Here is a 12,155-nt window from a genome sequence, read left to right as displayed (position 1 = left end):
CCTGCCTGACCTGCCACCGTTGCCCTCCGGCGGGTGCCCGAGGATGATGGAAGGTCGGACCTCTACCCGGTGCCCGGCTCGAAGGGAGTTCGGCGATGATCCTCGTGGTTGGTGCGTCAGGAGAGCTGGGGAGCCGCGTCGTCCAGCGGCTGCGTGAGGGTGACCATCCGGTCCGGTGCCTGGTCCGTCCGGGCACCGAGGCGCCGCGACTTCGTGAGTGGGGCGCCGACGTCGTCCGCGGGGACCTCGCCGATCCCGCGAGCCTCGCGGTGGCGTGCGAGGGGGTGCACACCGTGGTGGCGTCGGCCACCGCCATCGCCAGGGTGCTCGCGGGCAGCAAGCATCCCAGCATCCACGAAGCGGACGAGCTCGGGATGGCGTCGCTGGTCGAGGCCGCAGAGAACGCTGGCGTCGAGAGGTTCGTCTACGTCTCGTACGCCGGTGCGGACGCGGACCTGGGCACGCCTCTGGAGCGCGCGAAGACCGCCACCGAGAGGCGGCTCGCCCGCTCCCCGATACGGCGGGTCGTCGTGAGGCCGGATGCATTCCAGGACATCCACCTTGCGCCCATCGGGCGCTTCGACATCCATGACGGCAAGGTGTCCGTGTTCGGGAAGGGTGACACCAAACGCCGGTGGGTCGCCACGGACGACGTCGCAGCCCTCGTGGCGGCCGTCGCCGTGGAGGTGGATCCGCCGGACACCATCACCTTCGGAGGGCCCGAGGCGATCAGCCGCAACGAGGCGATCGCCATCGCCGAGCAGGCGACCGGGAAGAAGATGAAGGTCCAGCGGATGCCGCGCGCCGTGGCACGCCTCGGCATGCGACTGCTGGACCGTCCCAGCCCCGCGATGGCGACGATCCTCGGCACCGGGTTGATGCAGGACCTCCTGCCGGTGACGTGGGACGACGGCCCGCTCCGCGAGCGGGGCATCACGCCGCGCTCGGCCAGCGACTGGATCCGGGAGCAGGCGAGGACCGCGGGGTGAGGCGCTCCCCCTTCGCCTCGGTGCCCACCAGCCCTCGCTGGGGCCGACGTAGGCTGACCGATGTGATCGAGATCGAGGACCTGCCCGAGCTGCACGACCCGGTGATGATCTGTGCCTTCGAGGGCTGGAACGACGCGGGCGAGGCCGCCTCCCGTGTCATCGAGCACCTCGCGGACATCTGGGACGCCGAGACGGTCGCGGCCATCGACCCGGAGGACTACTACGACTTCCAGGTCACGCGCCCGCGCGTGACCAACCAGGGCATGGGCCGAGGCATCCACTGGAACACCACGCGGATCCTGCTCGCCTCCCCCGACAGCCTCGGCCGCGACGTCCTGCTCGTCACCGGCATCGAGCCCTCCTTCCGCTGGCGGGCCTTCACCACCGAGATCCTCGACCTCGCCGCGGCCAACGGCGTGGGCACGGTCATCACGCTCGGTGCCCTCCTCGCGGACGTCGCCCACACCCGCCCCATCCCCATCACGTGCTCGACGGACGACGAGGCCACCGCCTACACCTACGAGCTCGAGCCCTCGCGCTACGAGGGGCCGACCGGCATCACCGGCGTCGTGGCCGACGGCGCGACCCAGGCCGAGATGGTCTCCGTCGCCGTCTGGGCGGCGGTGCCGCACTACGCCGCCCAGGTGCCCTGCCCCAAGGCCTCGCTCGCGCTGCTCATCCAGCTCGAGGACCTGCTCGACACCGTCATCGAGCACGGCGACCTCGAGGAGGAGTCCCGCGCGTGGGAGCGCGGGGTCGACGAGCTGGCGAGCACCGACGAGGAGGTCGCCGAGTACGTCTCCGCGCTCGAGAGCGCCCAGGACACCAGCGAGCTGCCGGAGGCGAGCGGGGACGCGATCGCCAAGGAGTTCGAGCGCTACCTGCGCCGCCGCGGCGACGAGACCAACGGGCCGAGCTGACCCCCTTCGCTCGGGTCGAGGTGGTACCGACCGGGTAGACGGTCGGTACCACCTCGAGCCGGCTACAGCCGGATGCCCAGGAGCGCGTCGACCGCACGCGCGAGCTCGCCGGGGGCCGCGCGCACCGTGCCCTCGGCGGCCAGGGACTCGCGGCACCACGCGTCGACGGCCCGCAGCGCGGTGGGCGCGTCGAGGTCGTCGGCCAGGGCCGCACGCACGGCGGCGATCGTCGCGTCCGCGTCGGGCCCACCGTCGGTGGACATCCCCGAGCGCCACAGGTCGAGCCGCTCCTGGCCGGCCGTCAGCACCTCGTCGGTCCACTCCCACTCGCCGCGGTAGTGGTGGTCGAGCAGGACGAGCCGGATCGCCATCGGGTCGACGCCCTCGGTGCGCAGCGTCGAGACGCGCACGAGGTTGCCCTTGGACTTGCTCATCTTCTCGCCGTCGTAGGCGACCATCGCCTGGTGCGCGGTGTGCCGGGCGAAGGGCCGCTCCCCCGTGAGCGCCTCGGCCTGCACCACGGACATCTCGTGGTGAGGGAAGACGAGGTCAGTGCCCCCACCCTGCACGTCCAAGTGGTCACCGAGGTGCTCCATGGCGATGGCCGTGCACTCGATGTGCCAGCCCGGGCGTCCGCGGCCGAGACCGCCTGCCTCCCAGGCCGGCTCGCCGTCGCGCTCCCCGCGCCACAGCAAGGGGTCGAGGGGGTCGCGCTTGCCGGGCCGCTGGGGGTCGCCCCCGCGCTCGGCCGAGTAGGCGAGCATCGTGTCGCGGTCGAGGTGGCTGAGCTCGCCGAGCCCACCGGCCGCCGCGAGGTCGAGGTAGGTGTCACGCGCCCCGTCCTCGACGACCTCGTAGGTCACGCCGCGCTCCACGAGGGCCTGCACCGAGGCGATGATCGTCGGCATCGACTCCATGACACCCATGAAGTGGTCCGGCGGGATGACCCCGAGCGCGGTCATGTCCTCGAGGAAGAGCGCGATCTGCGCCTGCCCGAGCTCGCGCCAGTCGAGGCCGTCGCGGGCCGCGCGCTCGAAGAGCGGGTCGTCGACGTCCGTGACGTTCTGCACGTAGACCACCTCGCGGCCACCGTCACGCAGCGCGCGCCCGACGAGGTCGAAGGTCACGTAGGTCGCGGCGTGGCCCATGTGCGTCGTGTCGTACGGGGTGACACCGCAGACGTAGACCCGCGCGGGACCCTCGGGCTCGACCGGTGCCACGGCCTCCCTGGCGACGTCGTACAGACGAAGGGCGATGGGCTCACCGGGGACAACGGGCAGGGAAGGGGTCGGCCAGGCTCTCACGCGGACAGCCTACGAGGTGCCCGTCACAGCGGCGGCCACGGGATCGAGGGCCAGCCGTGGGTCGGCCCCGGGTGGGTGCCGGTGGCGAGCAGGTCCTCGACCCGCTCGCGCAGGGCGTCCACCTCGAGCGGGGTGAGCAGCAGGCCGAGCTCGGCCCTCACCTCCGGCTCGTCGAGGGCCTCCGTCAGCCGGTGCAGCCGCTCGACGTCCGCCGCCGGGATGGGCTCGCCGGCCCAGCCCCACAGCACGGTCCGCAGCTTGGGGTCGGCGTGCAGCCCGACGCCGTGGTCGATGCCCCACAGCCGTCCGTCGTGCTCGAGGATGTGGCCGCCCTTGCGGTCGGAGTTGTTGAGCACGGCGTCGAGCACGGCCATGGACCGCAGCCGGGGGTCGTCGGGGTGGGAGAGCACGAGGGGGGCTCCCCCTGCGTCCTCGCCCTCCACGACCACGAGGTGCCCGGCGGGGACGTCATCAGGTGGCGTGACCGTGACGGGGCTCGGGCACAGGCTGCTCGCCTCGCCGATCCACCGCTGCACCGAGCCCGGCCCGACGGGCCCGTCCCGCCAGACCGTCTCCGGCACGAGCCCGAAACCACCGAGGTCGTCGATGTGCCAGGCCGCCACCTCGCGGGCGGCCAGGGTGCCGTCGGGGAAGTCCCACAGCTCGCGCTCGCCGTCGACGGGTTTGTAGGCGACGGTGACCGGGGCGACGCCGGGGGCACGGACCTCGGCGACGAGCACGACATTGCTGGCCAGCGGGTGCCGACCGAGGACGACGAGCTCCCCGTCACCGAGCGAAGGGGGCGACGTCACCTCGTCAGCGCTTGTAGCCATTGGCTCGGGGGCAGATGTGGCCGTCCGGGTCGAGCGGACCGCCGCAGAAGGGGCAGGAGGGGCGGCCGGCCCGCACGATCGTCTCGCAGCGACGGGCGAAGGCCCGTGCCTGCGCCGGCGGGAGGGAGACGCGCATCGACTTCCGCTCCCCCGTCGGGCCCTCGTCCTCCGGCTCGTCGGGATCGTGGTCGTGCGCCTCGATGACGACGACGTGACGCTCCTCGTCCCAGGACAGCGCCAACGCGCTCACCCGGAAGTCCTCCGAGATCGGGGTGTCCAGGGGGGCGTTGTCCGCCGCCTCCGCGGCGGCCGCGACCGTGGCCTCGAGACCCGCGACCTGATCGAGCAGCTCTCCGATGCGCTCGGCGAGGATCTGCGCGTGCAGCTTCTCGAGGGAGATCTGCAGACGGCGCGTGCTGTCGCTGGCCTGGAGGAAGAAGGCGCGCTGCCCGGGCGGGCCCACGGTGCCCAGCACGAAGCGCTCCGGGGGGTCGAAGTCGACGACGGTCATGACGTCGACCCTAGTCCCGCTCCGCCCCCGACCGCCGCGTCCCCGCTCGCCGGGGTGTCCCCCTTCGGCCGCGGCGGGGTCAGTACGGAGCTGCCGGTGTCGTTGCTGCGCAGCAGCATCGGCCGCGTCGACGTGTACCGGACGACGGAGATGGACGCCGGGTCGACGTGCAGGCGCTGGAAGTCGTCGAGGGGAGTCGCGACGGCCTCGGCGAGGATCGCCTTGATGACGTCACCGTGGCTCACCGCGGCCCACACGGCGTGCTCGCCGTGCTCGGCCGTCACCGCCGCGTCGATCTCCCGCACCGCCGCGACCGCGCGTGCGGCCATCGCAGCGATCGACTCGCCGGCGTGGGTCTCGCCGTCGGGGAAGGTGGCCTCGCTCGGGCGGTCCTGCACGACCCGCCACAGCGGCTCGACCACGAGGTCCTTGAGCGCGCGGCCGGTCCACGAGCCGTACCGGCACTCGCCGAGGCCCTCGTGGACCTGCGCGGTGAGTCCGTGGGCGGCGAGCAGCGGGTCCGCGGTCTCGCGGCAGCGTTGCAGCGGGCTGGTCGCCAAGTGGACGACGGGGGTCTCCCCCAAGCGCGTCACCAGCCGCTCGGCCTGCTCCCGGCCCGTCTCGTCGAGGGCGACGCCCTCGGTCCACCCCGCGAGGACCCCCTGGGTGTTGGCGGTCGAGCGCCCGTGCCGGATGAGGATGCAGTACGCCACGGCCCCCACCCTAGGCCTCGCCTGACAAGATGCTGCGGTGATCGTCGACCAGGCCCGGTACCGCGACGGGCAGCGCCTGCCCTGCGAGGACATCAGCGACACCCTCGCCGAGATCCGCTCCCGTCGGGGCGGCCTCGTGGCCGGCGAGGACGAGGACTTCCTGTGGATCGGCATGCGGGACCCCTCGAGCGAGAGCTTCGCGCGGGTCTCCGAGGAGCTCGGCCTCCACCCGCTCGCCATCGAGGACTCGGTGACGGGCGACCAGCGGCCCAAGGTCGAGCGCTACGGCGACGGGCACTTCGTCGTGCTGCGGCCCCTGCGATACATCGAGGAGACCTCCGACGTCGAGTCCGGGGAGATCATGGTCTTCATCGGGCCCGACTACATCGTGACGATCCGACGCGGCGAGGCCAGCCCCCTCGCCGGGCTGCGCACCCGTCTCGAGCAGCACGACCGGGAGTCCTTGCGGCACGGCCCGTGGGGCGTCTTCCACGCGATCATCGACTTCGTCGTCGACCAGTACCTCGAGATCGAGGACGAGATCCAGACCGACCTCGACGACATCGAGACGGGGGTCTTCTCACCCGACGACGGCCGGGTGTCGACGGAGGAGATCTACGGGCTCAAGCGCGAGGTGCTCGAGTTCAAGCGGGCGGCCCTGCCCCTGGCGCGACCCCTTTCGCACCTCGTCGGCGCCACCACGCCCCTGCCCACCGAGGAGCTGCGGCTGCGTTTCCGTGACGTCAACGACCACCTGTCGCTCGTCATCGACAACACCGAGTCCCAGGACCGGCTGCTGTCGGACGTGCTGAGCGCCCACCTGGCGCAGGTCGGCGTGCAGCAGAACCAGGACATGCGCAAGATCTCCGCGTGGGCTGCGATGCTCGCCTTCCCCACGATGATCGCCGGCGTGTACGGCATGAACTTCGAGGGCATGCCCGAGCTCTCGGCGACCGCGCTCATCGGCGGCCGGGAGATCCACTACGGCTACCCGATCGCCGTGCTGGTCATGGTGCTCGTGTGCGTCGGGCTGTACCGGCTCTTCCGCCGCTCCGGCTGGCTCTGACCCGGCCGCGGCGCGGCTCCGCTCAGCGGCGCGAGTCCTCCGCGTCGTAGTCCTCGCCGTCCAGGCCCGAGTAGGACTGCTCGTCCTCGTCGTCGTCGTAGTCGTCATCCGACGAGTCGTCGTCCGAGTCGTCATCCTCGTCGTCCTCGTCGTCCTCGTCGACCATGAACTGCTCGTCGACGACCACGAGGGGCGTCATCTCCCCCGTCGCGTCGTGGAGGGCGTCGTCGTAGGCCTCGAAGGCGTCGGCGAGGTCCTCGTAGGCGGCGACGACGGTGGGGTCATCCTCGCCACGGCGCTGGGCCGAGGCCTCGAGGTGACGCTCGAAGGCGGCGATCAGCTGGTTCAGTGCGGGGCGCGGGTCGCTCATGGGCATGACGGTATCCCATGGGTCACAATGACATCGATGCCCGAGTACGAGTTCCGCACCATCCACTTCCCGAGGGGTGCCGCGCGTGCCGCGATCCGTCAGGAGCTGACCGATCACGCCGAGTACGGCCACTGGGAGCTGCACCGCACCGTCGTCTACCTCGACGGGATGCAGAAGGCCTGGTTGCGCCGCAAGATCATCCGCGTGCCGCGTCCGCCGGCGCTGCCCAGCCGCTGAGTCAGCAGTCCTCGACGAGGCGCCACAGCACCCGGGCGCCGAACTCGAGGGACTCCAGCGGGACCCGCTCGTCGATCCCGTGGAACATCGGTGCGAAGTCGAGGTCCGCGGGCAGGCGCAGGGGCGCGAAGCCGTAGCCGGTCACCCCGATCGTCGACAGGGCCTTGTTGTCCGTGCCGCCCGAGAGGCAGTACGGCAGGACCGTCGCCTCCGGGTCCTCGGCGAGGAGGGCGGCGCGCATCCGGTCGACCAGCTCGCCCTCGAAGGGCGCGTCGAGGGAGATGTCCTTGTGGTCGACGACGACCTCGACGTGCTCCCCCGCCAGGTCGCGGATGGTCTGCATGAGCTCGTCCTCGTGGCCCGGCAGGAAGCGGCAGTCGAGAGCGGCGGACGCCGACTGCGGGACGACGTTGTGCTTGTAGCCGGCGTCGAGCATCGTCACGTTGGCCGTGTCCTGGAGCGCACCGCGGACGAATCCCGCTGCGGGACCGATGCGCTCGAGCAGCGCCTCGGCGTCCTCGTCGCTGTACCCGACGCCGGTGAGCTCGGCGAGGCCGTCGAGCAGGCCGCGCACGGAGACGATGAACTCACGGGGCCACTTGTGCGCGTTGATCCGCGAGATGGCCTCGGCGAGATGGACGATCGGGTTGTCGGACGTGGGGACCGAGCCGTGGCCGGCCGTGCCCCTGGCCTCGAGGTGGAGCCAGGCGATGCCCTTCTCCGCGGTCTGGAGGAGGTAGGCGCGGCGAGGCTCTCCCTTCGCGTCCTCGACGGTGACGCTGTACCCGCCGACCTCGCTGATCGCCTCGGTGACGCCCTCGAAGACCTCCGGGTGCTCCCGCACCATGAACTGGCTGCCGAGGACTCCTCCGGCCTCCTCGTCGGCGAAGAAGACGAAGAGGAGGTCGCGCGGCGGGACCGTCCCCGTCCGCGCGAGGTGGCGGACGGTCGCGAGCATCATCGCGACCATGTCCTTCATGTCGACCGCGCCGCGACCCCAGAGGCAGCCGTCGCGTTCCACGCCGTCGAAGGGGGGGACGCTCCAGTCCTCGGCGTTGGCGGGCACGACGTCGAGGTGCCCGTGGATGCACAGGGCGCCCCGGTCGCGGTCGGCGCCGGCGATGCGCACGCTCACGGTGGTGCGGCCGGGCTCGGACTCGAAGACCTGCGGCTCCAGCCCCACCTCGCGCAGCTGCGCGACGACGTAGTCGGCCGCCTCGCGCTCCCCCGGCCCCTCCTGGCCGGGCCCGTGGTTGCTCGTGTCGATGCGCAGCAGGTCGCGGCAGATCCGCACGACCTCCTGCTCGGGCGCGCTGACTTCGCTCATGCCCGCAGGGTAGTGCTCGTGGCGGTGACCGGTGGCCGTGCATACGCGGAGTCGCTCGCCCGCGGATGACCACGCTGTTGCCTCATCGACCCCGCACCGGGAACATCAGCAGCATGGACATGTCCCAGGTCTGGCCGCGCCTCACCACCTCGACCCAGACCTGGCTCATCGAGCACAACGGCGAACCGGTTCCCGGCGACATCTTGAGTGAGATCCTGGCTGTCACCGGGGGCCGGCGAGATCCGCGCTGGTGGGCTGGGGACTCCGTCGAGGGGGAGACCCAGCTGACCGACGAGGCCGTCGACTGGATCGACGAGACCGCCAACGACGAGTAGGAGACAGTCCGCGCGCGGCTTCCGGGAAATGACGGCGTGTCGTTCCACTGTGATGCAACTCATCGAACATATGATCGAGTCATGTCAGTGGGGGACGTGCAGTACCGCGATCGGGGGCTCGTGACGGGCCTGGGGGACGCGGTGCGCGCGCTGCTGTACACGGATGAGTCCACGCTCTGGCAGGCGGCTGACGGGCAGATCACGGACGCGTTGTCGACGATCGGGCAGGCGCGTCAGCTGCTGGAGTCGGCCGAGGTCGCGCTGGTGCGTGAAGGGATGTCCCGGGGCCTGCCGTCGCAGGGGTCGTGGTCGGCGCACGACTGGGTCGGGGTCAGCGAAGGGCGCCGCGCGCCCCGTCCCTCGGCCCAGCACGTCGCGCGGGTGGTGAGGGTCGCGGGCGCTGCAGGGGCGACGGGTGAGGTGACTCAGGCCTTCGAGGCCGGTGACCTGCCGTTGGGCAAGGCCGACCAGCTGGTGCGTTTCCACGAGTCGGTGCGCCGGGTCGCCGATGCGGACCTGCTGCAGGAGGACCTGGGGATCCTGCTGAGGGCCGCCCGTGACGAGGTCATCGCCACCGGCCCGGGAGAGCGGGTCACCGACCGGGTCGGTGGGTTGGACGAGAAGAAGCTGGCCGCCGCGATCACCCAGACCGGGCGGCTGCTGCGCCCGGAGCAGGACCTGGACGACGAGGACGCCGCAGCCAAGGCCGCCCGGTCGCTGACCAAGGCCCCCGGACCGTGCGGGATGACCCGCTACCGCGTCGACCTCGACCCCGAGGGCGCCGCCATCCTCGACGCCGCCCTGGCCGCGTTGTCCGCACCGGTCAAAGGACCCGACGGCGCACCCGACGAGCGCACCCCCACCCGGCGCCGCGCCGACGCGCTGCTGTCGATCATCAGCCGCGGCGTCGCCGCCCCCGAGGGGGTCCCGCGAGCCGACAAGGCCCAGATCCTGGTGACCATCAGCCTCCACGCCCTCTCCGCCGCGCACGGCCGCTGCGCCGCCTGCGGGCAGGACCTGCCCGGCCACGCCCCCGGCGCCACCGGCCAAGCGTTCGGCGGGACAGCGTTCGACCCGCCCACCGGGGGCCACGCCGGTGGCCTGACCGCCACCGGGCAGGTCCTGACCCCCACCACCGTGCGCAAGCTCGCCTGCACCGCCGGGATCATCCCCGCGATCCTGGGCACCGACCACGAACCCCTCGAGCTCGGCCGGGCCACCCGACTGTTCACCCCCGGCCAACGCAAAGCCCTGTGGCTGCGCGACGGCGGCTGCACCTACCCCGGCTGCACCATGCCCCCGCAATGGACCGACGCCCACCACATCACCCACTGGGCCCACGGCGGAGCCACCGACCTGGCCAACGCCGCCCTCCTGTGCGAACGCCACCACACCCACGTCCACCACCACGACCTCACCGCCACCACCACCCCCCACGGCGTCACCTGGCACCTCTAGCTGTAGCGCCCCGCACCCGGCCCCCACGGGCCGGGCCACAGGCACGCCCGCGTGCCCAGGCACGCTCAAGCCCCCCTTCGCTCCGGACACCTACCCACGTCACGTCGGGACGACCAGGGCCGGATGGATGTGCACCGAGACGTTGTCGAGGTTGTGGCAGGTCGAGCGCATGGCGTGCTCGACCTCGTCGGCGATCTGATGGGCTTGGATGACATCGAGGTGGGGGTCGACATGGATGACGGCGTCGGCCTCCATGCGGTGGCCTGTCCAGCGTGCGCGCACCTGCTCGACGTCGCGGACTCCGGGGATTGCTGCTGCTGCGCTGCGGATCTCCTCGATGATCGTCGGCTCGATGCCGTCCATGAGGCGGCGGACGATCACGCGAAGTGAGCTGATGAGCACCCCGGTGATGGCGACGGCGATGAGCAGACCGGCGATGGCGTCGGCGCGCTCGAAGCCGAGGAGGACCCCGACCGCGCCGGCGACCACGGCCAAGGAGGTCCAGCCGTCGGCCCGGGCGTGCTGGCCTTCCGCGATGAGGGCGGCCGACCCGATCCGCCGACCGCTACGGATGCGGTACACCGCCACGGTCTCGTTGCCGATGAAGCCGACGATGCCCGCTGCGAGCACCCAGCCGAGGTGGGTCATCTCCCGTGGGTTCATCAGTGCGTCGACGGACTCCCAGACGATGAGGACGATCGAGGCGGCGATGACGGCGGAGATGAGCAGGCCGACGAGGTCCTCCGCTCGCCGGTAGCCGAAGGGGTACCTGCTGGTGGGAGGGCGTCGGCCGAGCTTGAAGGCGAGGATCAGCGGGATCGTCGTGGCGGCATGGCCGATGTTGTGGATCGTGTCGGCGAGCAGGGCGATCGAACCGGAGAGCCAGACGATGATGATCTGAGCGACTGCGGTGGCCATCATCCCCGCCAGCCCGATCCACGCCGTGCGGATGCCCTCGCGAGCGGACTCCTCGGCTGACTGGATGGCGTCGTTGGCGTCGTGCGCGTGAGGGACGACCGCGTGCTTGACCCGGGCCCACAGACCGTCGTCGTGGCTGTGGTCGCCGTGACCGTGATCGTGGTGGTGCGGGTGCTTGTCGTGCCCAGGCGTGCAAGGGCGTGGCTGGTCGGTCATCGCACGGACTCTCGTGCTCGGGTCGACGCGCCATCAGCGACCCTGTGGTGGCGTGGGACGTCGCTCTGGCCGTGCTCGGCGTGCCTCAGCGCGTCGATCACCATCTGCGCCGCGTGGTCGTCGGCAAGCCGGTAGTGGATGTGCGTGCCGTCGCGCCGGGTCGAGACGATGCGCCCGCGCCGCAGCCGAGCGAGATGCTGCGAGACCCCCGGGGCGCGCCGGTCGAGCCGCTCAGCCATCTCGCCCACCGTCAGCTCCGCGTCGAGGAGCAGGCAGAGGATCCGGACGCGGGTCTCGTCGGCCAGCAACCGGAAGACCTCGACCGCCCCCAGCACCACATCATCGTCCATCTGCATATCTGCGTCCATGCGCACAGAGTACGCCTCTTGTGGGGTGGGGCGACACGACCGAGGGCTGCCCGGCCGGAAAGGGCTTGCGACCTAGACTGTCTGTGTGGATACCGTCGACATGAGGCCCGGCCGCGGCGTGCGGCTGCTCCTGGCCCTCATGTGCGCGATGGTCGTCGCACTCGGCCTTGCCGCGGGACCCAGCGTCGGTCCCCTGGCAGTTGGTCACCACGCGTCGCACCATCACGGTCCGGCGGGCCACAGCCACCACGCGGCCGACGAGGCGCGGCGCGCTCACGCTCGCCGGAAGAAGGGCCACCGGACCGGCGGCGTCCTCGCCCCGCGCCGGCTCCTTGTTCCGTGGGGCCTCGTCACCATGTTCGCCCGGCGCCTTCACCGCGCCGCTCTGAGGCGTGCTGTCGCGAGCAATCCCGTTCGAGCTCGTTCTCCCCTCGATCTCTGCGTGTGCAGGACGTAGACGACTGCGCCTGACCCGTACGACTCGGGGATGCTGCCGTCGCAAGGGCTGTGTCCAGGCGACCGGCGGCGGCGGCACGGCCTGCGGCCAAGACGCATCTGGCCTAGGCCGTGAGCCCTTTCAGCTCATTCAC

14 protein-coding genes are annotated in these 12,155 nt (G+C 71.7%); 6 read left to right on the top strand and 8 right to left on the bottom strand.

The genetic code is table 11. The features are described from left to right. Positions 1 to 95 precede the first annotated feature (95 nt). Together JT1_RS04955 and JT1_RS04950 are read left to right on the top strand one after the other, a co-directional pair. The gene (locus JT1_RS04955) at positions 96 to 989 is read left to right on the top strand and encodes an SDR family oxidoreductase (RefSeq protein ID WP_082807484.1); all 894 of its coding nucleotides are present in this window, start codon (positions 96 to 98) and stop codon (positions 987 to 989) included. 62 nt (positions 990 to 1,051) lie between these two features. After that, positions 1,052 to 1,909 carry a PAC2 family protein gene (locus JT1_RS04950; protein WP_068324047.1) on the top strand — a complete coding sequence of 286 codons (858 nt, stop codon included), beginning with the start codon at positions 1,052 to 1,054 and terminating at the stop codon, positions 1,907 to 1,909. 62 nt (positions 1,910 to 1,971) lie between these two features. Here JT1_RS04950 and mshC read toward each other — a convergent pair whose 3' ends face one another. The 4 genes from mshC to JT1_RS04930 are packed head-to-tail and all read right to left on the bottom strand — an operon-like array spanning position 1,972 to position 5,270. Then, on the bottom strand, positions 1,972 to 3,213 hold the full coding sequence (gene mshC / locus JT1_RS04945) for a cysteine--1-D-myo-inosityl 2-amino-2-deoxy-alpha-D-glucopyranoside ligase (protein WP_068324042.1): 1,242 nt from the start codon (positions 3,211 to 3,213) through the stop codon (positions 1,972 to 1,974). Between the two features lie 23 nt (positions 3,214 to 3,236). After that, positions 3,237 to 4,025, bottom strand: coding sequence for an SCO1664 family protein (locus JT1_RS04940; RefSeq protein ID WP_255218256.1), 789 nt, complete (start codon positions 4,023 to 4,025; stop codon positions 3,237 to 3,239). A 4-nt stretch (positions 4,026 to 4,029) separates the two neighbouring features. Further along, positions 4,030 to 4,557, bottom strand: a complete 528-nt coding sequence (locus JT1_RS04935; protein WP_068324029.1) for a DUF3090 domain-containing protein — start codon at positions 4,555 to 4,557, stop codon at positions 4,030 to 4,032. Beyond that, positions 4,554 to 5,270, bottom strand: a complete 717-nt coding sequence (locus JT1_RS04930) for an MSMEG_4193 family putative phosphomutase (RefSeq protein WP_068324300.1) — start codon at positions 5,268 to 5,270, stop codon at positions 4,554 to 4,556. The genes JT1_RS04935 and JT1_RS04930 overlap by 4 nt, the downstream gene beginning before the upstream one ends. A gap of 37 nt (positions 5,271 to 5,307) precedes the next feature. Here JT1_RS04930 and JT1_RS04925 point away from each other — a divergent pair, with 37 nt between their 5' ends. Next, positions 5,308 to 6,336, top strand: a complete 1,029-nt coding sequence (locus tag JT1_RS04925) for a magnesium and cobalt transport protein CorA (RefSeq protein WP_068324022.1) — start codon at positions 5,308 to 5,310, stop codon at positions 6,334 to 6,336. 22 nt (positions 6,337 to 6,358) lie between these two features. Here the strand turns inward: JT1_RS04925 and JT1_RS04920 are convergent, their stop codons facing one another. Continuing rightward, on the bottom strand, positions 6,359 to 6,706 hold the full coding sequence (locus JT1_RS04920; protein ID WP_439645739.1) for a primosomal protein: 348 nt from the start codon (positions 6,704 to 6,706) through the stop codon (positions 6,359 to 6,361). Positions 6,707 to 6,742: 36 nt separating this feature from the next. On the opposite strand from JT1_RS04920, the gene JT1_RS04915 reads away from it, so the two are divergent. Beyond that, entirely contained in the window at positions 6,743 to 6,943 is a 201-nt protein-coding gene (locus JT1_RS04915; RefSeq protein ID WP_068324008.1) for a DUF5703 family protein, read from the top strand. 1 nt (position 6,944) lies between these two features. Here the strand turns inward: JT1_RS04915 and JT1_RS04910 are convergent, their stop codons facing one another. Further along, the gene (locus JT1_RS04910) at positions 6,945 to 8,270 is read right to left on the bottom strand and encodes a M20/M25/M40 family metallo-hydrolase (RefSeq protein ID WP_068324006.1); all 1,326 of its coding nucleotides are present in this window, start codon (positions 8,268 to 8,270) and stop codon (positions 6,945 to 6,947) included. A gap of 113 nt (positions 8,271 to 8,383) precedes the next feature. Between JT1_RS04910 and JT1_RS04905 the strand changes: the two genes are divergently transcribed. Both JT1_RS04905 and JT1_RS04900 read left to right on the top strand, forming a co-directional pair. Continuing rightward, positions 8,384 to 8,605 carry a hypothetical protein gene (locus tag JT1_RS04905; protein ID WP_068324004.1) on the top strand — a complete coding sequence of 74 codons (222 nt, stop codon included), beginning with the start codon at positions 8,384 to 8,386 and terminating at the stop codon, positions 8,603 to 8,605. A gap of 81 nt (positions 8,606 to 8,686) precedes the next feature. Then, positions 8,687 to 10,063, top strand: a complete 1,377-nt coding sequence (locus JT1_RS04900; protein WP_082807483.1) for an HNH endonuclease signature motif containing protein — start codon at positions 8,687 to 8,689, stop codon at positions 10,061 to 10,063. A gap of 99 nt (positions 10,064 to 10,162) precedes the next feature. Here the strand turns inward: JT1_RS04900 and JT1_RS04895 are convergent, their stop codons facing one another. Together JT1_RS04895 and JT1_RS04890 are read right to left on the bottom strand one after the other, a co-directional pair. Continuing rightward, positions 10,163 to 11,197 (bottom strand): cation diffusion facilitator family transporter, encoded by a 1,035-nt coding sequence (locus JT1_RS04895; protein WP_068324000.1) that lies wholly within the window; start codon positions 11,195 to 11,197, stop codon positions 10,163 to 10,165. After that, positions 11,194 to 11,565, bottom strand: coding sequence for an ArsR/SmtB family transcription factor (locus tag JT1_RS04890; RefSeq protein ID WP_068323998.1), 372 nt, complete (start codon positions 11,563 to 11,565; stop codon positions 11,194 to 11,196). Before JT1_RS04890 ends, JT1_RS04895 begins: the two co-directional genes overlap by 4 nt. Positions 11,566 to 12,155: the final 590 nt, after the last annotated feature.

The sequence above is a fragment of the Janibacter terrae NBRC 107853 genome, from assembly GCF_001591405.1.
Classification (GTDB): domain Bacteria; phylum Actinomycetota; class Actinomycetes; order Actinomycetales; family Dermatophilaceae; genus Janibacter; species Janibacter terrae.
Note: the sequence above shows the minus strand (reverse complement) of the source record. Positions and strands in the feature narration are given on the sequence as shown.